This is a genomic window from Dehalobacter sp. MCB1, from assembly GCF_003590275.1.
Lineage (GTDB): Bacteria > Bacillota > Desulfitobacteriia > Desulfitobacteriales > Syntrophobotulaceae > Dehalobacter.
Genome location: NZ_LXPC01000005.1, coordinates 45,460 through 64,333 on the forward strand (window position 1 = coordinate 45,460; position 18,874 = coordinate 64,333).

At 43.7% G+C, this 18,874-nt stretch carries 17 protein-coding genes; 13 read left to right on the forward strand and 4 right to left on the reverse strand.

From position 1 onward, the window contains the following. The first annotated feature begins 176 nt into the window (after nucleotides 1–176). The 6 genes from A7K50_RS03455 (at nucleotide 177) to A7K50_RS03480 (ending at nucleotide 6,638) form a co-directional block, all read left to right on the forward strand. On the forward strand, nucleotides 177–476 hold the full coding sequence (locus A7K50_RS03455; RefSeq protein WP_119774638.1) for a hypothetical protein: 300 nt from the start codon (nucleotides 177–179) through the stop codon (nucleotides 474–476). A 27-nt stretch (nucleotides 477–503) separates the two neighbouring features. Next, nucleotides 504–1,922 carry a reductive dehalogenase gene (locus A7K50_RS03460; protein ID WP_119774639.1) on the forward strand — a complete coding sequence of 473 codons (1,419 nt, stop codon included), beginning with the start codon at nucleotides 504–506 and terminating at the stop codon, nucleotides 1,920–1,922. A 757-nt stretch (nucleotides 1,923–2,679) separates the two neighbouring features. Next, nucleotides 2,680–2,979, forward strand: coding sequence for a hypothetical protein (locus A7K50_RS03465; protein ID WP_119774640.1), 300 nt, complete (start codon nucleotides 2,680–2,682; stop codon nucleotides 2,977–2,979). A gap of 26 nt (nucleotides 2,980–3,005) precedes the next feature. Continuing rightward, complete coding sequence (locus tag A7K50_RS03470) at nucleotides 3,006–4,427, forward strand: reductive dehalogenase (protein ID WP_119774641.1); 1,422 nt, start codon at nucleotides 3,006–3,008, stop codon at nucleotides 4,425–4,427. Between the two features lie 94 nt (nucleotides 4,428–4,521). Beyond that, complete coding sequence (locus A7K50_RS03475; protein ID WP_119774642.1) at nucleotides 4,522–5,859, forward strand: 4Fe-4S binding protein; 1,338 nt, start codon at nucleotides 4,522–4,524, stop codon at nucleotides 5,857–5,859. 47 nt (nucleotides 5,860–5,906) lie between these two features. Beyond that, a complete protein-coding gene (locus tag A7K50_RS03480; protein WP_119774643.1) occupies nucleotides 5,907–6,638 on the forward strand; it encodes a tetratricopeptide repeat protein in 732 nt (243 codons plus the stop codon). Between the two features lie 481 nt (nucleotides 6,639–7,119). On the opposite strand, the gene A7K50_RS03490 is transcribed toward A7K50_RS03480, so the two are convergent. From A7K50_RS03490 to A7K50_RS03505, 4 genes are all read right to left on the reverse strand, one after another. Then, nucleotides 7,120–9,339: a hypothetical protein gene (locus A7K50_RS03490; protein ID WP_119774645.1), complete on the reverse strand. Its 2,220-nt coding sequence runs from the start codon at nucleotides 9,337–9,339 to the stop codon at nucleotides 7,120–7,122. Nucleotides 9,340–9,540: 201 nt separating this feature from the next. Next, entirely contained in the window at nucleotides 9,541–10,407 is an 867-nt protein-coding gene (locus A7K50_RS03495) for an ATP-binding cassette domain-containing protein (protein WP_119774646.1), read from the reverse strand. Further along, complete coding sequence (locus tag A7K50_RS03500) at nucleotides 10,392–11,231, reverse strand: energy-coupling factor transporter ATPase (RefSeq protein ID WP_119774647.1); 840 nt, start codon at nucleotides 11,229–11,231, stop codon at nucleotides 10,392–10,394. The genes A7K50_RS03495 and A7K50_RS03500 overlap by 16 nt, the downstream gene beginning before the upstream one ends. Before the next feature lie 16 nt (nucleotides 11,232–11,247). Next, nucleotides 11,248–12,045 (reverse strand): energy-coupling factor transporter transmembrane component T, encoded by a 798-nt coding sequence (locus tag A7K50_RS03505; protein ID WP_119774648.1) that lies wholly within the window; start codon nucleotides 12,043–12,045, stop codon nucleotides 11,248–11,250. 118 nt (nucleotides 12,046–12,163) lie between these two features. On the opposite strand from A7K50_RS03505, the gene A7K50_RS03510 reads away from it, so the two are divergent. The 7 genes from A7K50_RS03510 to A7K50_RS03540 all read left to right on the forward strand — a co-directional run bounded on the left by A7K50_RS03510 (nucleotide 12,164) and on the right by A7K50_RS03540 (nucleotide 18,814). Further along, nucleotides 12,164–12,712 (forward strand): Gx transporter family protein, encoded by a 549-nt coding sequence (locus A7K50_RS03510; RefSeq protein ID WP_119774649.1) that lies wholly within the window; start codon nucleotides 12,164–12,166, stop codon nucleotides 12,710–12,712. Between the two features lie 242 nt (nucleotides 12,713–12,954). Then, the gene (locus A7K50_RS03515) at nucleotides 12,955–13,161 is read left to right on the forward strand and encodes a hypothetical protein (RefSeq protein WP_119774650.1); all 207 of its coding nucleotides are present in this window, start codon (nucleotides 12,955–12,957) and stop codon (nucleotides 13,159–13,161) included. Between the two features lie 303 nt (nucleotides 13,162–13,464). Beyond that, the gene (locus A7K50_RS03520) at nucleotides 13,465–14,082 is read left to right on the forward strand and encodes a TetR/AcrR family transcriptional regulator (protein ID WP_119774651.1); all 618 of its coding nucleotides are present in this window, start codon (nucleotides 13,465–13,467) and stop codon (nucleotides 14,080–14,082) included. After that, the gene (locus tag A7K50_RS03525; RefSeq protein WP_019225081.1) at nucleotides 14,075–14,440 is read left to right on the forward strand and encodes a response regulator; all 366 of its coding nucleotides are present in this window, start codon (nucleotides 14,075–14,077) and stop codon (nucleotides 14,438–14,440) included. Before A7K50_RS03520 ends, A7K50_RS03525 begins: the two co-directional genes overlap by 8 nt. Nucleotides 14,441–14,470: 30 nt before the next feature. Continuing rightward, nucleotides 14,471–16,618, forward strand: a complete 2,148-nt coding sequence (locus A7K50_RS03530; protein WP_119774652.1) for a chemotaxis protein CheA — start codon at nucleotides 14,471–14,473, stop codon at nucleotides 16,616–16,618. Between the two features lie 19 nt (nucleotides 16,619–16,637). Further along, nucleotides 16,638–17,147 (forward strand): chemotaxis protein CheW, encoded by a 510-nt coding sequence (locus tag A7K50_RS03535; protein ID WP_119774653.1) that lies wholly within the window; start codon nucleotides 16,638–16,640, stop codon nucleotides 17,145–17,147. Next, complete coding sequence (locus A7K50_RS03540) at nucleotides 17,144–18,814, forward strand: methyl-accepting chemotaxis protein (protein WP_119774654.1); 1,671 nt, start codon at nucleotides 17,144–17,146, stop codon at nucleotides 18,812–18,814. Before A7K50_RS03535 ends, A7K50_RS03540 begins: the two co-directional genes overlap by 4 nt. The last annotated feature ends 60 nt before the right edge of the window (nucleotides 18,815–18,874 follow it).

Sequence of the window (18,874 nt, forward strand, 5' to 3'; positions counted from 1 at the left end):
TACTTATATACTAAATTCGGATTACATCATAGGAACCATAGTCATTAACCTAAAAAATTTGAAATGAAGGGAGGATTTATCTAAAATAATCAAATCTCTGGTCAAGACACTCTCAATCCGGTACTAGTGGCTCATTCTTATCAGGGCTTCAATAGTAAAGAAGGGAGGACTTTTTTATGACATTTTTGATTTGGCTTATCGGACTGTTAACAGGCGGATTGTTCATTTATTTCTGGCCTGTACTAAAAAAACTCACTTGGTATTGGTGGGCAGCACTTGCGATTTGGTATTTGATTGGCGTATTTGTGGCGGCTTTCAGCTTAGCTTGCTTTTCTGAAGAAGCCACTCGTGCAGGATGGATGGGGATCCTTTTCTTTGGTGGTATCTTCGTTGTCCTCGGTGTGATAGTGTATATCTTCGGCATACGTAAAGATCTGGGCAAGAAGAAAGATATCCAGCCGACCATTGGAGCCTAAGAATAAGAAAGGAGGAAAATAAATTAAATGGGAGAAAAAGAAAATAATATTCAAAACAAAGAATCTAAAAAATTTAACAGAAGAGACTTTCTGAAAATAGCCGGTGTCACCACCGCAATTGGTGCTGCTGCAGGTGCAATTAATCTTACTACCCCCGGAGTCGCAATGGCAGACTATATGGCTCCTGCCCAGGCAGGTGTAAAAGGAGCTATCAAATATCTGGATGTGCCGCCTTATGATTTACCGCCTTTTGCTGATTGCAATAAATTGCAGCGGTTCGATGAGGGAATGACGGCCTTTGAGGATCCAAATTTTGCCAATCAATTTTGCAATGGTATGTACTGGCGAACATATTTGGATACCATTTTGAAGATTGATAAATGCAAAAGCGGTGCGCCTGGGTACAGCCTTCGTGATTACGCTTTTGAAACTGGTGCTAAGAAAGATATGTACAATGCTTTACTTACCGATTGGGGCACCAATTACGTGGCTCCTCTTCCCAACGCCTGCGGCAAATGGGAGGATACCCCGGAAAATAACAGTAAGGCTATTAAAAAATTTGCCAACTTCTGTAATCCATGTGCGGTCGGCATCACTGAGATGCAAGAAAATTGGTGGTATTCAACAACACGCGCAAAAGATAAAATTATTATTTCCGATCAATATACCAAACCCGAAAAGTTAAAGGGAGAATGGCGCGTTCCTAAATCTATGAAATATGTCATCGTAATCGCTTATCCGGAGGACGGCTCCTTCGTAGCAAAATATGCCGACACAGCGTTTGCGCTTTCCTCAATATATCTCGGTTATTCCGAGATGACTGAAGGCGTTGGTAAAATTGCTACGTTTATCCGGGAATTGGGTTATAATGCCATCCCCATGTGCAACGATTCCGCGCTATCCGTGCCCATGGCTGCCGCTGCCGGGTTGGGAGAAGTCGGTCGTCACGGCATGCTCGTCAACCCTGAATACGGCAGTATGGTACGTTTGGCAAAGGTAGTAACCGACATGCCGCTCGCTATTGACAAACCCATTTCATTCGGCGTAGCAGATTTCTGCAAAACTTGCAAAAAGTGCGCTATAAATTGCCCATCCAAATCCATTTCAATGGAAGATGAACCAGGAACTACTATAGCCTGTACTGGAAATAATCCCGGTGCCAAACGCTGGATTGTCAACACTTGGACCTGCCTGGAGTACTGGCTCAAAAAGACCGAAGGATGTGTGGTCTGCATCGCCGACTGTCCGTATAGTAAACCGGATTCCTGGATACACAGCGCCGTGAAGATGATATCTTCCAAGACTTCAGCCTTTAATTCCATCTTCATCAAGATGGACGACGCTTTCGGCTTTGGTACGGAAATGAAAAACTACACACAGGCCGATATTGATGCCTGGTGGAATGATCCCAATGACAGAATGTTTAATTGGAAACGCAAACGCTAATTATCTACACAAACTACTGTACCTTATTCAGAAGGCTGCCCGCGACTTAGCCGTCGCGGGCGGCTCCTAAATATTAAATCAATTACGTGATGAAGGTTATATTATGAAAATAAGAAATCTCTAGCTATTACTGTCATCGCAATTCTTTTTTAGCATTAATGTAATTATTATCAAAAGCATCAGCATGCGGCGGCAGCGAATATGATTTATTGTACTAATATGGGCCACAGCCTTTTTATTTTGCGGTGCTTTGTCACTCCTATACATTGTCTTATCAAAGAAAAATAGTAAGTCCCTTACTGGATATGAACAAAACCACGCGCCAGATTGCCGCGGGGGATCTTTTCGTTAGGGTACAAGCAAATCCAACCGATGAACTTAGATTCTATAAATTATATGGCCAGTCAACTTGAAGACACGGAGGATGTCGCAGACGAAGGAATAGAATTAGGAGAAAATGTTACAGTTTGTAAATGAAGTTTACAAATTGTTTACAGATAAGAAACCACCTCTCGACGATTTACTTATATATTTAATTGGGAATATGCTACAGGAGCCATAATCTTTGACCCATTGTAGCATCCGGTCCAGAGACGCATGTTAAGTCTATCCTAAAGGTTAAAAAGTCAAAAATGAAGGGAGGATTTATCTAAAATAATCCAATCTCTAAAAAGGGTCAAAGACACTCTCAATCTGGTACTAGTGGCTCATTCTTATCAGGGCTTCAACAGTAAAGTAAAGAAGGGAGGACTTTTTTATGACATTTTTGATTTGGCTTATTGGACTCTTAACAGGTGGATTGTTCATTTATTTCTGGCCTGTACTAAAAAAACTCACTTGGTATTGGTGGGCAGCACTTGTGATTTGGTATTTGATCGGCGTATTTGCCGCGGCTTTCAGCTTAGCTTGCTTTTCTGAAGAAGCTACTCGTGCAGGATGGATGGGGATCCTTTTCTTTGGTGGCATCTTCGTTGTCCTCGGTGTGATAGTGTATATCTTCGGCATACGTAAAGATCTGAGTAAGAAGAAAGATATCCAGCCGACCCAGGGGGCCTAAGAATAAGGAAGGAGGAAAATAAAAAAATGGAAGAAAAAGAGAATAATATTCAAAATGAAGAATCAAAAAAATTTAACAGAAGAGACTTTCTGAAAATTGCCGGTGTCACCACCGCAATTGGTGCTGCTGCAGGTGCAATCAATCTTACTACCCCCGGAGTCGCAATGGCAGATTATATGGCTCCTGCCCAGGCAGGTGTAAAAGGAGCCATCAAATACCTGAATGCGCCGCCATATGATTTGCCACCTTACGCTGACGGCAGCAAATTGCCACGTTTTAATCAAGAAATGCATGCCTATAATAATGTCGATTTTGCTAAACAATACTGCGAAGGTCAGTTCTGGATTACTTATATGGACGGTACTATAAAGCCTCAAGTATGGAAAAGCGGTAAACCTGGTTTCAGCGTCCGTGACTACGCTTTTGAAAAAGCCACGATGTTTGATATGTACAACCCACAGAATCTCGACTGGGGTACCAATTATGAGCCTCTTCTCACTAATAAAGTTGGCAAATGGGAGGATACCCCAGAGAATAACAGTAAGACCATCAAAAAATTCGCCACTTTCTGTAATCCATGTGCGGTCGGTATTACAGAGATGAAAGAAAATTGGTGGTATTCAAGAAGCAAAACCCACCAAGATTTAATTATTTCTGATGAATACACCAAACCTGAAAAACTTGAGAAAGAATGGCATATTCCCAAGGCCATGAACAGAGTTATCGTCATAGCTTATCCAATGGACGGTTCCTTCTTGGCAAAATATGCCAATACAGCTTTTGCGCAAAGCGCAGTATATCTTGGTTACTCCGAAATGAACGAAAGCATTGGAAAAATTGCTACTTTCATTCGGGAAATGGGGTATAATGCTATCCCCTGTAATAACGAGATTGCACTTTCCGTGCCTATGGCTGCTGCTGCCGGCCTCGGAGAAATCGGCCGTCACGGCTTGCTGATCAACCCGGAATACGGCAGTATGTTGCGTCTGGCAAAAGTGGTGACCGATATGCCACTGGCTATCGATAAGCCCATTTCCTTCGGTGCCGTAAATTTTTGCAAAACTTGCAAGAAATGTGCCATCTATTGCCCATCTAAATCCGTTCCTATGGACGACGAACCAAGCTATGATAATATTGTTTGCCCTGGTAATAATCCCGGAGCAAAGCGCTGGATTACGAACTCTTGGACCTGCCTGCAGTACTGGATCAAGAAGTCCGAATGTTGCGCCCATTGCATTGCCGTTTGTCCGTATAGTAAACCGGATTCCTGGATACACAGCGTAGTCAAGACGATATCGTCCAAGACGACGGCTTTCAATTCTATCTTTTTCAAGATGGATGAGGCCTTCGGCTTCGGTGCGGAAATGAAGGATTACACTCAGGCCGATATTGATGCCTGGTGGAATGATCCCAAAGACAGGATGTATAACTGGAAATACGAAAGCTAATTATCCATACGGACTACTGTACTTAGCTGCCCGTGACTTAGCCGTCGCGGGCGGCTCCTAAATATTAAATCAATTACGTGATGAAGGTTATATTATGAAAAAAAAGAAATTTCTAACCATCACTGCCATTGCAGTTCTTTTTTTAGCATTGATGTTTAATTATTATCAAGAGCATCAGCATGATCTTCAACTTCATTCCTATTATGGTGTTTTGCTCCCCACCAACAGCACTACCGAGACCCTCACTGCCAACAGCGTCAAAGTCTTTGATGCCAGTGGCAATCTTACAGGCTATGCTGGTCTGGATAAATATTCTGGTTTTGGTGGGAAGATGCTGGTAGGCACAATTATTGATACCCATGGTGTTATTCAGAAGGTAAAAATTCTTGAATATAAAGAAACTCCGCAATATCTGAAAAACATTGAAAAATCAGGCTTCTACCTTCAGCTCGTGGGCCGGAACATTGCTGATGGCACCACCTTCGGCAAAGACATTGACGGCATTTCCGGAGCTACCCTCTCCACCAGGGCCATTACTATGTGTGTTGACTCTGTCTCCGAGAGCGTACGTACTGCCGCTTTAGGTTTACCGTCTAGCTCCAACGGCGGATTATGGCAATTAGGCTGGGCGGAATTAGCCATAGCTATGCTCATTGCTGGTTGTCTGATTCTCAGTATGTCTTCAAAACTTCGAAAACTACGGCCGATATTGCTAATTGCCAGCGTAGCCGGTATGGGCTTCTGGTTAAACCGTCCTGCAACAATTGCCCATGCGGCCTCAATATTTATGGGCAATTTCCCGGTTATCAAAAACAACTTGATCTGGTATCTTATCCTTATGATTGCTTTGCTGCCGCCGCTGATCTTCGGTAAGAACTATTATTGTGTATATCTATGCCCTTTTTGCGCAGCTCAGGAAGGGTTATATTTAGTCGCCAATAAATTCAAAATCAGCCTGCCCTTAGGCAAAAAGATACCTTTTATGCACAAGACCCGTAAATTCCTGCTTTTCATATCTCTGATGGTAGCCTTTCTTTTTCAGAATCCTTCGGTATCCAGTTACGAGCCTTTTTCACCTTTGTTTGATCTGAACGGCACCAGGATTGAGATGCTCTTACTGGTTTCCGTACTGGCGGCAGCGTTATTCTTCCGGCGTTTCTGGTGCTTCGGCTTTTGTCCGATTGGTGGCTTTATTGATTTGGTAGCTGAGGCAAGGCGCGCCGTGGGACGGAAAATCAAGAGCAAGAAACGGGAGTTACCCCAAAACCAGTCGTCTGTGGCTGCAACTACATTTTCTAACCCCAGCGCCTGTAAATGCACGGCAAAACAAAGCAAAAGGGGAAAATTGGCAGAAGGTTTATTCAAACTTTTCTATGCGTTGATTATGTTCGGGGTGATAGTATCAATTTTTGAAAAATGGTCCTTGATGTAATAATAACAGTTGTAATAACAGTGATTTAAGCAAGAGGGGGTATATCAATGGGTTGGAAAGATGGTCAGGCAGCAAAAATAATCGAATTATTGGCCAGACATGACGATACGCAAATGGATTTTGAAACTGTCATCGTCAAAGCAGAAGTCATGCTTGCAGACGAGACAATTAGCGACGAAGAAAAGGGACATCTCAATTACCAATTAGGGAGGCATTATCTAGCGGCAAAAGACTGGGAAAGAACGGAAAAACACTGGAAAAATTGCCTGGAACTAAACCAAAAAGTTTTCGGGGAGAATCATCCCTATACTGCATCGGCTAACGCTAATCTGGGTGACCTATATGTTAATGCAGGAACATATCTAAGTGCGGCTACCAGTTATCTGGAGGCAGTAAGAATTTGTGAAGAACATGTTGGCACAGAAACGGCCTTCGCGGCACTTACTTACCGTAAGTTGGGAGGAATCTACCGGGTTCAGGAGAAATACTCCAGTGCTATCCTCTTTTTTACCAAAGCTATGGCTACCCTGGAAAGACAGGATACCTACAGCGATATTTTGGCTGACGTATATTTGAACCTGGGAGAAATGTATCTGAGCTTAGAAAGTATAGGCACTGAGATTTTGCAAGATGCAGAAAACTATTTGAATAAATCACTGGAATTGTTTTGCAAAACGCTTGGTGAAGAGCACGAAGTATGCCAGTATATCCAGGAGCAAATCGCTTATTGCAATGATAGATTTGATGAAATCGACAAACAAGCGGATGTTAGGGAGTAAACAGAATATTGTACCACGCCTATCAATTCTTGTGTTCTTTATCCCCAAAAGACTTTAAAGCTCTTAATATCTCATCATAATTAAACAATTGTACTGTTATCATGCAAACTAAGGTACAATAAAGCACTTGGCTTCCGAGTTGACAATTATATCGTTAAGCCTTTTGACCCCCGAGAGATTGTCTTTAGACGTCAATCAGAACTGTCTTTCCTTTTTTAGGTGATGCCGCCTTGCACAGATTCACCGCTCCCTCGTTCTCGCAGCTAAAAACAAAAATCCTCGCTAACATGCCAAAGCCCCGCTGCTTTCTGCATGCTAACCGTTGGCATGTTTTAACGCTGCGGTTTTCTGTTTTCTTTACGCTGCTGCCACTGACGTCCGCTTGTGGATCTGTGCAAGGCTGGTTTTCCCTGAGGGTCATCACAGCCTCTGTTTAAAAATTGAGCTGTTTTAAGATTAATTACACTAGTGTAGTCAAATCTCAAAAACGGCAATTTTTAATCATATCCTCAGACACGGCCTTAATGACATCCTTCCATAGATTGACTGGCTCCTTCTTAAGCTCCGCCTGCACTGTCTCAGCTAACCGGGTTTGGCTGTCGCCGCAGCGCTCTTTAACTTGCCGGACTGCTTGCGTAACCTGATCAGCATAGTGATTTTGTTCCAATATTTCCGCTGCAAGCTTTTGGCCGAGTTGATCCTGAAGGCTGTGATCCAGGCTCTCCAGCATGGTACTTTCGGGCGGTATCACTTTGCCTTTATCGTAAAGCCTGATTTTTCCCTCCAGCCAGTCAAGAAACTGCGGCGTACTCATGGCGTTCAGTTCCACTCTGTAGTACTGCAGCCAGCTCTCCCACTCGGGATCAATATAGCTGGCCACGCCCTTCCTGCGGCCTGTTTTTCCTGCCTTTTCGATTTCCAGCCCCATGCTGACGGCTTCTTCCGGGTCCAGCCCCAGATTGATGATCTTCACTTTTCTGCCGGGCCTGGCTTTGGTCTCATTTTGCAGGGTATCATAGATCGTCGTGCCATATGCGTCCGCGTCATGAATACAGAAAAAAGTAATCTCTTCCTCCGAATTCTCCCCGAGCGCATCCAACAAATCCTTGACCGCCCGGCTGGCATAACCTTTGCTGGTGAGTAAAGCCATATCATATTTCTCCGGGATTTTCTTTTCTTTGAGTACATTGAAGAAGCCTTCTTTTTCAATATACAGGATTTTATTAAACGTCCAGACGGGCTTCTGGTAGTTTTCCACCGCGATCGTACCGATGGGAATATCCTGGCCTGAGTGGGGATGGTACAGCGTCCCCCGCTCATCCCGGTACATCAGCGGAATGTCACCGTGCTGCGCTTCATAACTGCTGATCAACTCCGTGCAGAAATAGGCGTAATCCGGTTCTTTGCCGCTTTCCTTGATCACATACGGCCGGACGGCATAATAAAGCTGACGCAGGCTGAAACGGTATTCGCCGTTGCCGCTGGCTTTAGCAATGGCTTGTTCCAGGCATGCCGCCACGACTTCTTTCTGGGATTTCTTTCGTTCCGCCACATCGCCCGGCAGGGATTTTTGGGCTCGGCTGACCGCCTTATGAATACTTTCTGCCATGGCGTCGGTGATGACCGAGAGATCCGGTTCTTTCCCATCCGTCACAACCGGGATATAGGGCGTTGTGATATTGATCAGAATAACGGCAGGTTTGGCTTTTACACATAGGATTAAACCGCAGCCGAAAATATTCAGCAAATTTTTATTGTGGTAAATATTGACGTCGCCGGTCACAGGGGATTTATTGAGCAGTACCGTTATATGGGGCGTATCGGAGGGTGTCGCGTACACTTCAAGGACAAACGCTATTTCCGCGTCGTGTTCCCCTTTGACGGTCCTGGCCTTAAAGGTGCCGGCTGATTTACAATAGCCACTGTACTCATCCAGCTTGCCGATCCGCCCCAGCCTCTCGGGACTCACATTTTTAACCGCTGCTCGGAGCTCAGCCAAAAGCGCTTCCGTCTCATCAAACTCCAAGGCAGCGGCAGACGTCTTGGTATATTCTGCGGCTATCTTCCCGGCTTTCCCACCGGTACAACCGTCGAACTGCGTGATTAGTTCCCGGACCGATCCGCTATAGGATTGAAATAATTCAAAAAAGTTTTCACTGGTATACCAATAGGGCGAGGTCTTTCCCCGGTAGGTTTCACCTTGGGCATATTCCATTGCCAGGCTTGCCCAGCTTGAATCGATAGGCATTCCGCCCAGAGCAAATCTGATTTTTGTCCCGGCTTCGTCATAATCGCTTAAGCTTTCCGGGAAGGCTGTGCCGTCGCTTTGAAAATGGATTTTATAATTTTTGCCTCGGGTTGAAACGTAGAGTTCGCCGCCCGACGCCACTACCGCCCCGGCTACCACGCGCAGACCGTTACCCAATGCCCCTCGGGTGGGCAGTCTCAAATACTTAGAGGACCGTAGCGGCCTGTTGATGGAAAACAATTCCGGATCCAGGCCGCTGCCGTGATCCTTAACATAAAAAAAATCGCCCTCATAACCGATTTCACAATCGCCGCCCAGATCCAGCGCATTATCCGTGATTTCCTTGCAAACCAGCCTGGACAATTTACTTCTCGACACCCCCGCTTTTTGGGGCAAGGTTTCCATATTTCTGAATAATTTCCAGTCTTCCCGTTCAAAAAACATGCTCTGCATTCATCCTCCTGAAACAAAAAAATATTCCAAACATTTGTTGGAATATGATATGTTCAGGCTTGGAAAATGGACAAAACACAACCACCCCTAAAGGCGTATTCTATTGATTTATTTTACTTTCTGCCGCCGGCTCACCTGTAAAAAGGGGCCGTATCACAACTTGGCCCAGGGGGCGCATCGAAACTTAAACTAAAGTTTTCGTTACGCCCCATATTTATTTTCTTGAAGAAATCTTAGAATTTCTTCGCCAGCTTCTTGCGTACTGCTGATGTCCGTTTTGATAGCAAACCCTTTCTCAGCCAGGCAATATATAACTTGCAAGTACTCCGGCAATTCCAGTTGATATTGGTCAAGAATTTTAGGTTTCATCAGCAGGTCTTTAATGTCTCCGAAAAAAATCATGGACCCGCTGTCCAGGACAGCAATCTTATCTGCGATGGTCATAATTTCTCTGAGGTTGTGAGAAATTATGACCGTCGTTTCTTTTTTTTCGTGACGTTTTTTGAATATATCCGAAAGCAGTCTCCGGCCGGCAGCATCTAAACCTGCCATGGGTTCATCGAGGATAAGTATTTCCGGCTGAATGGCCAGCATCCCGGCAATGGCAACTCTTCTTCGCATGCCGCCGCTCAGTGTAACCGGGGCCAGATGATTAATATCTTCCTGGGTTATACCAACCTGCCACAGCGCATCATAGACTCTTTCTGCGACTTCTGTTTCGGGCAGGCCCAAATTCCTTGGACCATAGGCCACTTCATCAAAGACTGTAGTTTGAAAAATCTGCTGTTCGGGATATTGAAAAACCAGCCCTGCTTTTTTCCAAAGGTCCTTACTTCGTTTAGGGTCCGAAGTTGGAATCCCGCATACAGTTATATGACCGGAGGTAGGCCGGATTAATCCGTTGAAATGTTGGGCAAGTGTCGATTTACCGGAGCCATTAGGTCCGAGTATCCCAAGGAATTCTCCCTTGGACAGAGAGATGTTGATGTCTTTGAGGGCTTGATGTTCGTAAACTGAACCGGGTAAGTACGTATAAGAAAGATGATTCGTTTCTACAACTGCAGGCATAGATAATCCACCAACTCCCGGACTGATTTGACGTTTTCGGGAACAGGATATCCGTTTGATCCCAATTGGTTGATCAATTGGTAAACCACGGGGGTATCCAGTCCCAGTTCTGCCAACTTGGCGTTGGCATAGACTTCCCTTGGGGTCCCCTGTAAAAAGATTGATCCGTAATCCAGAACAATCAGCCTGTCTGCCTGGACCAAATCCTCAGGATTATGGCTGATGATCAGAATGGTCATGTCTTTCTCTTTATTTAAGACCCGCAGCTGCTCAAGCAGCTCCTTCCTGCCTGCCGGATCCAGCATCGAAGTCGGCTCGTCAAGAACGAGGTATTCAGGCAGCATCGCCAAGGCAGAAGCCAGAGCTACCCTTTGTTTTTGTCCGCCTGAAAGCAGATGCGGTGCATGATGCCTTTTGTCTTCGAGGCCGCACACCTGGAGTGCCCAATCAATCCGGCGATTGATTTCTGGAATTGGCAGCCCTAAATTTTCAGGGCCAAAAGCAATTTCCTCCTCAATAACCGGACTGATTAATTGATTATCTGGGTTTTGGAAAACCATACCGACGAGTCTGCGGATTTCAGACAGTTGTTCAATGTTTGCCGTATCAAGCCCATTGATAAAGACCTTTCCACCCGTCGGTTTAAGCAGGCCATTCAATAGTCTGGCCAGGGTAGATTTTCCCGAACCATTCATCCCAAGCAAACCAACATATTCACCCTTCCTGATCGACAAGGAGATATCGTTCAGCGCAGGTGTTTTTCCTTTGGAGGAATCTCTATAATGCTTTGTGACATTGACGAATTCGATACCTTGACCAGTCATACTTTCGGCTCCTGACTTATAGAAGAATGCTAATTATAATACCTGTGCCTAAAATGGCGGTCATTTGGATTAAGAACAGGATATCCCGACGTTTCATTTGCAAACGGTTTAACCTTAACTGATTGGGATGGGAAGTAAAGCACCTGCTGTCCATTGCTTCACCCAAGTCAGCGGCCCGGACTAGGGAAGCTTCAAATAACGGAATCAGAATAGCAGTATAGCTTTTTATCCGGACGATAATATTTGATGAATCAAATTGGGCTCCCCTTGATTTTTGAGCATTTTTTATAATAGTCGCTTCCTCAAACAAAGTGGGAAGAAAGCGAAAAGAAATGCTGAGGATGGTTGTATAATTATGAATAGGAATATGTAATTTCCTTAATGGTAGCAGCAAGTATTCGATTCCTGCGGACAATTTGAGGGACGATGTTGTCATTAATAAAATCATAGAGCCTAAAAATAAAATAACCAGCCGCGATATATTGATCAGCCCTAAGATCAGACCTTCTTTGGTCATGCCGAGCTTTCCAACCATAAACACAGTCTCGCCCGGCGTGAGAAATCCCTGGAAGACCAGCGTGAAAAGAAGCAGATATCTTAATTTCAATAAACCGCTCAGAATTAATTGATAGCTTAATCCGGAAGAAATAATGGCAGCAGCCATCAATAGGACCAGGAAAAGCAGAAAATACAAATTATTGGTGATTATGACCGAAAAAATGACCAATAAGCAGCTCAATATTTTCGTTCGGGGATCCAATAAATGGAGCAGGGAATTCCCATAGACGTATTGGCCTAATTTCATACCGGTCATTGAAAAGGCTCCTTTGACAATTTCTGTTTCGTATGAATAATAGTACTTATATGGGTTTAATGCAAATAAAAATTGCATGATCTGAAGGGGATTGCATAATTCGGAGGAAGATCCAGTTATGGAATATGTCAAAAATGTGATATCAACAAAGAAACTGGCTGTTATTGCCATTCTCGTGGCTCAAGCCTCCGTTCTTCATTATCTTGAGAGTATGTTCCCTAATCCGCTGCCTATACCGGGAGTGAAGCTGGGTTTGGCCAATATTATTACGTTAGTGGCTTTGGTCGTCTTTGATTTTAAGACGGCCCTGCAAATTACTGTACTACGGACAATCCTCGGTTCTTTGCTCAGTGGGACCCTATTCGGTATGGGTTTTTTTATGAGCTTTTTAGGCGCTGTTGCAGCTGCGATCATCATGGCAGTGCTGTTGCGTTTTTCTGCAGGTCTAAGTATGGTTGGTATCAGTGTAGCAGGGGCTGTAGCCCATAATCTTGGGCAATTGGCCATGGCAGCCTTGGTTCTAAGGTTTTCAGGGATCTTTTTCTACTTGCCTGTTATGTTACTGTTTTCAGTACCTACCGGAATCATAACCGGAATTATGATTAACGGACTAGTGAAATATATAAAAGCAACAAACCGGTTTAATAACCTGCTTGACGACACGTAAAATCTGCTAATTAATTAGACATACTACAACTTTTTAATTTGTTTTTCAATCATTTTGACAAGCATTTCTTATTCATGTAATATGAATAAAGATTGTCAGACTAAAAAGGAGGTGCAATTATGTTTGAAGTTACTGAAATCGCAGCCAAGAGAATTAAAGACATTATGGTAACTCAGAACATGGATAATTCTTACTTGCGGCTCTATGTAGCCGGCATTGGCTGAAGGGGGCCGAATTACGGCATGACTCTGGATGAGTCAAAGACCCCTGACGATACATTTGATGAACAGCATGGACTTAAAATTGTCGCAGACAAGCAATTTGCAGAAGTTCTTGAGGGTGTTGTGATCAATTATATTGACACCCCCGATGGGGATCAATTTGAAATCAAATCACCTCTAAAAGGTGAGTGTGGATCGGACTGCAGTTCCGGAAGCTGTGAATCATAAAGCTGAAAGAAGAGATTGGATCAATCAAATTGCATCAATCTCTTTTTTGATTCCTTTCATCCAAATTCAACGAAAAAATATTAAATAGGGAAACAGGCTTATCTGATTTAACAGGAAGCCTTTTTTTATTCCCTAAAATTGTATGTAAGCCAATCCAAATATATATTTAGCCATACGAAGAATATATCAAAATATTTAAAATATTATGTCAAAAATTGTAGACATTCGACAAATTATGCAGTATATTAGGTGTAAAAGATGGTAAGTAAACACTTACTTTCCAGGACAGGAGTTTATTACCATATGAATTTAATAATACATCGGAAAGAAAGCATCATCTTAACGACAATTGATCTAATCGATAAATACGGAATCCACCAAATTTCGACACGCGAGATTGCAAAAAAGCAGAATATCACCGAGGGAGCCATCTATAAGCATTACAAAAGCAAAAATGAATTGATGCTCGGCGTCCTGGATTATTTCTCGCAGTATGATAGTGACCTGTTCCTTACAGCCCAACAGAAAGAAACTGCGGAAGAAGCAATTTTTTTTCTTGTTGAATCACTTTCTTCGTATTACGAAAATTATCCGTCAATCACCGCAGTACTTCTATCTTTGGAAATCATGCGCTATGATGAAGCGTTAAAATCAAAAGTCGAAGACATTTATTCAACACGGTTTGTCTTTTTAAAGGAAATTATTCAGAAAGGCCAGGAGACAGGGGAAATACCTCCGAAACTATCGAGCGAGATGCTGACTGATATCATTATTGGTACCTGCGTAGCACTTTGCTTGAGGTGGAGACTACAGCAGTATTCTTTCTCTTTACGGGGGAAATGCTTGGAGGCAGTCAATGCGATCCTGGGTTCTTTCATTCAAGGCAAGATTAATCCTCAAAGGAGGGAGTCCATTGATTAAAGTACTGATTGTAGATGATGCGGCATTTATGCGGCTGGCGATCAAAAATATGCTTCAAAACAATGGTTTTGAGGTCGTCGGTGAGGCCGCGAACGGTTTGGAAGGCCTGGAAAGCTATAAACATTTGCGACCTGATGTCGTAACCATGGATATCACGATGCCTGAGATGAGCGGCTTGGATGCATTACCCGAAATCATGAAATTTGATCCGAAAGCCAAGGTCGTGATGGTTTCCGCGATGGGACAGGAAAGTATGGTAAGGCAGGCTGTTGCGCTTGGTGCAAAATCCTTTATTATCAAACCGTTCAAAGAAGATGTCGTAGTCAAAACCTTAAATCAGGTGAATGCATTAAAATAGTCAGTCGATATGTTTGGGGGGCAGATAAAAATGGCTGGTAGTTATTCCAATGAATCCATGTTAGACCTGTATATTTTTGAAACGTCCAATCTGCTTGAACAACTAGAGCATTCCATTCTGGCCAGTGAAAAATCCAATCATATTTCCAAAGACGATGTCAATGAGATCTTCCGGATCATGCATACCATTAAGGGCTCATCTGCAATGATGCTTTTTGACAACATCGCTTCTCTTGCCCATTCAATCGAGGACTTGTTCTATTTCATCCGCGAAAACGATCCCAGGGAGGTCGACTGCTCCGCGCTTTCGGATATTGTACTCGAGGGTGTCGATTTTCTCAAAGTCGAACTGGAAAAAGTAAAGGCCAAAGACCTCGTTGACGGAGATGCGCAGCCTCTGAAAGAGACGATTGCAGATTTTCTAAACCAACTTAAATCACAAAATCCTTTAGCAGAAATAGTGCCTGCATCCAGGAAAGAAACGAAAATAAAGTCAGCTGAAAAGCCGAAGGACATCCCGGAAAAGATAGAAGAAATAATCGAAAAAATACCTGAAGAAAAGTCTAAATATTATATTGCGCCGAACATAACAAAAACTCCTGCTGAGAAAAGCTGGTACAAGGCTGTAATTTTCTATCAGGATGGCTGTGAAATGGAAAATATCAGAGCCTACACCGTTATCCATAATTTGAAAGAAATTGCGGACAAGTACATTTTCACCCCGGAAGATATTATTGAAAACGATCTGAGTGCTCAGGTCATTAAAGAACAGGGCTTTACAGTAGTCTTAAGGACAGATAAAAGCTATGAAGAAATGCATGCATTCTTTATGCAGACAATTTTCATCAGAGAGCTGAAGTTGGAACAGATCGAAGATCAGGAAGATGAACCTGTAATGAATCAGCATGAGAATAACTTAACCCCACAGATTCCTGTCCTACAGACAGCTGAAAGGGAGGAAAAGGCTGAGAAAGAAGGCCAACTTTCTTCTTCATCTTCTGCCCAGCAAAGCATCATCAGTGTCAATGTTGTCAAGCTGGACAGACTGATGGACCTGGTCGGGGAAATGGTGATTGCCGAGGCCATGGTTACCCAAAACCCTGACCTTAAAGGGCTGCAGCTTGATAATTTCTATAAGGCAGCCCGGCAGCTTGGAAAGATTACCGGGGAATTACAAGATATGGTCATGGCGATTCGGATGGTTCCACTGTCGACGACTTTCCACAAAATGCATAGAATCGTACGTGATATGAGCAAGAAGCTGAGCAAGGAAATTCGTTTGGAAATCATCGGGGAGGAAACGGAAGTCGATAAAAATATCATTGAACATATTTCTGATCCACTGATGCATTTGATTCGCAACGCGATTGACCATGGGATTGAGGCGGTCGCGGAACGGGTTGCGACAGGGAAATCCAAAGCCGGAACAATCACCTTGGAAGCAAAAAATGCCGGAAGTGATGTTCTGATCATCGTCAGAGATGATGGTAAAGGGCTGAATAAAGAAAAAATCCTGATTAGGGCCAGACAAAACAGCCTACTGATCAAATCTGAACAGGAGATGAGCGACCGAGAGATTTTTAATTTGATCTTTCTGCCCGGATTTTCAACCAAGGAAAGTATCTCGGAATTTTCCGGCAGAGGTGTGGGCATGGATGTTGTCTCCAAGAATATCCAGACGGTAGGCGGATCCGTTTCGGTAGATAGTGTTGAAGGTACAGGAACTACGATTACGATGAAGATCCCATTAACGTTGGCGATCATCGGCGGAATGAACATCAAAGTCGGAAATTCAAGGTATACCATACCGACAATATCCATTAGAGAATCATTCAGACCGAAAGAATCCGATATTATCAGAGATCCCGACGGAAATGAAATGATTATGGTAAGGGGTGAGTGTTATCCGGTTATCAGGCTCCATACGCTGTACAAAGTAAAAACGGAGGTTACAGAATTCAGCCAGGGCATATTTATCATGGTTGAAGATGAAGAAAAGTCCTGTTGTCTATTTGCTGATGAACTGCTTGGAGAACAACAGGTCGTTGTGAAAGCACTGCCGTATTACATTCAAAATTTTAAAAAAGATAACGAGTTAGGAGGGTGTACGCTTTTAGGTGACGGAAACATTAGTCTAATTCTTGACATCCAGAGTATAACCAGACTTGTGAAGAAGTAACAGGAAAGGAGTGATTTTAATGGCAGAAATGATTGCAGAAGATTTTTTGGAAGAAGATACTCAGAAAAACAAGTTTTTAACCTTTTCTCTTGGCAACGAAATCTACGGGATTGAAATTAAGTACGTGACAGAAATTATCGGTATCCAGCCGGTTACTGAAGTGCCGGAGCTGCCCAATTATGTTCGCGGAATTGTCAATTTGAGAGGGAAGATCATTCCGGTCATCGATGTGCGCCTGCGCTTCAAAAAACCATTTATGGAATATAGTGACCGGACCTGCGTCATCGTGATCGACATTCAGGAAATATCAATTGGTCTAATCGTGGACAGCGTATGCGAGGTGCTTGTCATCCCTGAAGACGAAATCGTGCCTCCTCCCAGTGTTAATGGAGGTGCCAGCAACAAATACATTAAAGGAATCGGCAAGGTCGACAACAGTATCAAGCTCATTCTTGATTGCGACAAATTATTAAAAGAAGAAGAACTATCCAACCTGACATCTACACTTAGTGAGGGGGTAATATCATGAATTTTAACAAGCTTCAAACCAAGATTTTAGCCGGCTATATTGTCATTGTCGTCATCCTGGCAATCATTTCTGTAGTCACTTATACTCAGGTTAATTCTATGGTCAAAGACGTTAATCAGATGACAGAAGTCGAATTTGTGAAATTCCAAATTAATGAAGATCTGGCCTTAAGCTTCACCGATGGAGCAAGTCTGGCCAGAGCCTACATGTTGTATGGAAAACAGTCCTATGTTGACGATTTCAATGTGATTTCCCAGAAGTGCACCAAACTGCAAGAGGAATTGTTAGCCATGGAGAATACGCCTGAGAACAAGGCCATGGTAGAGAGAAGCAACGCCTGGACCGCTGCGGTAAGTGGAGAGCTGTTTGCCGCAGTCAAAGGAGGCAATGCTGCACAAATCACGGCAGTTGGGGCAAAAATTGCACCGGAAACAAAAGCCTTAATCGATTTAAATACGCAAATGGCAGAGCAAAGAGCTCAAAACATTGATACGGCAAAAGATCGTATTGCATCCAAAGAAACCAGAACTATAATTATACTGGCCGTCTCCACATTGACCGCAATCGTTCTGTCGATCATCCTCGGATTTTTTATGGCTCGCTCGATCACAAACCCTGTCCGCAAACTGGTAGAAGTTTCCGATAAAATTGCTGACGGCGATCTAAATGTCGATATAGATGTCCGCGGCAAAGATGAAATCGGAGCGCTTGCTAAATCGTTCTCGACCATGACGCTGACCCTGAATGAAGTGATCAGTAATATCAACAGTGCTTCCGAGCAGGTCGCTTCAGGCTCGAAACAACTGTCCGATTCCAGCATGGCCCTTTCCCAGGGCGCAACCGAGCAGGCTAGTTCCATTGAAGAACTGACGGCTTCTCTGGAAGAAATTAGTTCCCAGACCAAACTCAATGCCCAAAATGCCAATGAGGCAAACCAGCTGGCCGAAGAAGCCAAGAAAAATGCTGCCCAGGGCAACAGCCAGATGAAAGAAATGCTCAGTGCAATGGATGAAATCAACAATTCTTCTAATAATATTTCCAAAATTATCAAAGTCATTGACGATATTGCCTTCCAAACCAATATCCTGGCCCTGAATGCCGCTGTCGAAGCTGCAAGGGCAGGACAGCATGGCAAAGGGTTCGCCGTTGTGGCAGAGGAAGTCAGAAACCTCGCTGCCCGTTCGGCCAATGCTGCCAAAGAAACAACGGATATGATCGAGGGTTCGATCAAGAATGTTGATAATGGCACCCGGATTGCCAGCGACACGGCGAAGGAATTAAACAATATCGTCGAAGGAATTTCGAAGGTAGCCAACCTGGTGAACAACATTGCAGTAGCTTCCAACGAACAGGCCATTGGCATCAACCAGGTCAACCAGGGTATTGCTCAGGTCGCGGAAGTCGTTCAGACCAACTCGGCAACTGCTGAAGAGAGTGCCGCTGCAAGTGAGGAACTGGCGAGCCAGTCCGAGCTGCTGAATGTTCAAGTTGCCAAATTCAAGCTGCGGAAAAACGGCCAGTACGCTTCGTTAAAAGGGATCGAAAATATGAGCCCGGATATTTTGAAAATGCTCGAGAATATGAACAGCAGCAGTCCGGCTCCCGCACTAAAGGAAAAGCCAAAAAAGAAAATTGTCCTGAGTGACGACGAATTCGGCAAGTACTAAGTAAAATGCAAGAGAAAAGAGGGCCTGATTCGGGGCCCTCTTTTCGAAAAAATGGTTGGA

Excerpts from the sequence above, each read along its gene's own strand:
- A7K50_RS03455 (WP_119774638.1), top strand. The coding sequence starts at position 177 with ATGACATTTTTGATTTGGCTTATCGGACTGTTAACAGGCGGATTGTTC.
- A7K50_RS03460 (WP_119774639.1), top strand. The coding sequence starts at position 504 with ATGGGAGAAAAAGAAAATAATATTCAAAACAAAGAATCTAAAAAATTT.
- A7K50_RS03465 (WP_119774640.1), top strand. The coding sequence starts at position 2,680 with ATGACATTTTTGATTTGGCTTATTGGACTCTTAACAGGTGGATTGTTC.
- A7K50_RS03470 (WP_119774641.1), top strand. The coding sequence starts at position 3,006 with ATGGAAGAAAAAGAGAATAATATTCAAAATGAAGAATCAAAAAAATTT.
- A7K50_RS03475 (WP_119774642.1), top strand. The coding sequence starts at position 4,522 with ATGAAAAAAAAGAAATTTCTAACCATCACTGCCATTGCAGTTCTTTTT.
- A7K50_RS03480 (WP_119774643.1), top strand. The coding sequence starts at position 5,907 with ATGGGTTGGAAAGATGGTCAGGCAGCAAAAATAATCGAATTATTGGCC.
- A7K50_RS03490 (WP_119774645.1), bottom strand. The coding sequence starts at position 9,339 with ATGCAGAGCATGTTTTTTGAACGGGAAGACTGGAAATTATTCAGAAAT.
- A7K50_RS03495 (WP_119774646.1), bottom strand. The coding sequence starts at position 10,407 with ATGCCTGCAGTTGTAGAAACGAATCATCTTTCTTATACGTACTTACCC.
- A7K50_RS03500 (WP_119774647.1), bottom strand. The coding sequence starts at position 11,231 with ATGACTGGTCAAGGTATCGAATTCGTCAATGTCACAAAGCATTATAGA.
- A7K50_RS03505 (WP_119774648.1), bottom strand. The coding sequence starts at position 12,045 with ATGACCGGTATGAAATTAGGCCAATACGTCTATGGGAATTCCCTGCTC.
- A7K50_RS03510 (WP_119774649.1), top strand. The coding sequence starts at position 12,164 with ATGGAATATGTCAAAAATGTGATATCAACAAAGAAACTGGCTGTTATT.
- A7K50_RS03515 (WP_119774650.1), top strand. The coding sequence starts at position 12,955 with ATGACTCTGGATGAGTCAAAGACCCCTGACGATACATTTGATGAACAG.
- A7K50_RS03520 (WP_119774651.1), top strand. The coding sequence starts at position 13,465 with ATGAATTTAATAATACATCGGAAAGAAAGCATCATCTTAACGACAATT.
- A7K50_RS03530 (WP_119774652.1), top strand. The coding sequence starts at position 14,471 with ATGGCTGGTAGTTATTCCAATGAATCCATGTTAGACCTGTATATTTTT.
- A7K50_RS03535 (WP_119774653.1), top strand. The coding sequence starts at position 16,638 with ATGGCAGAAATGATTGCAGAAGATTTTTTGGAAGAAGATACTCAGAAA.
- A7K50_RS03540 (WP_119774654.1), top strand. The coding sequence starts at position 17,144 with ATGAATTTTAACAAGCTTCAAACCAAGATTTTAGCCGGCTATATTGTC.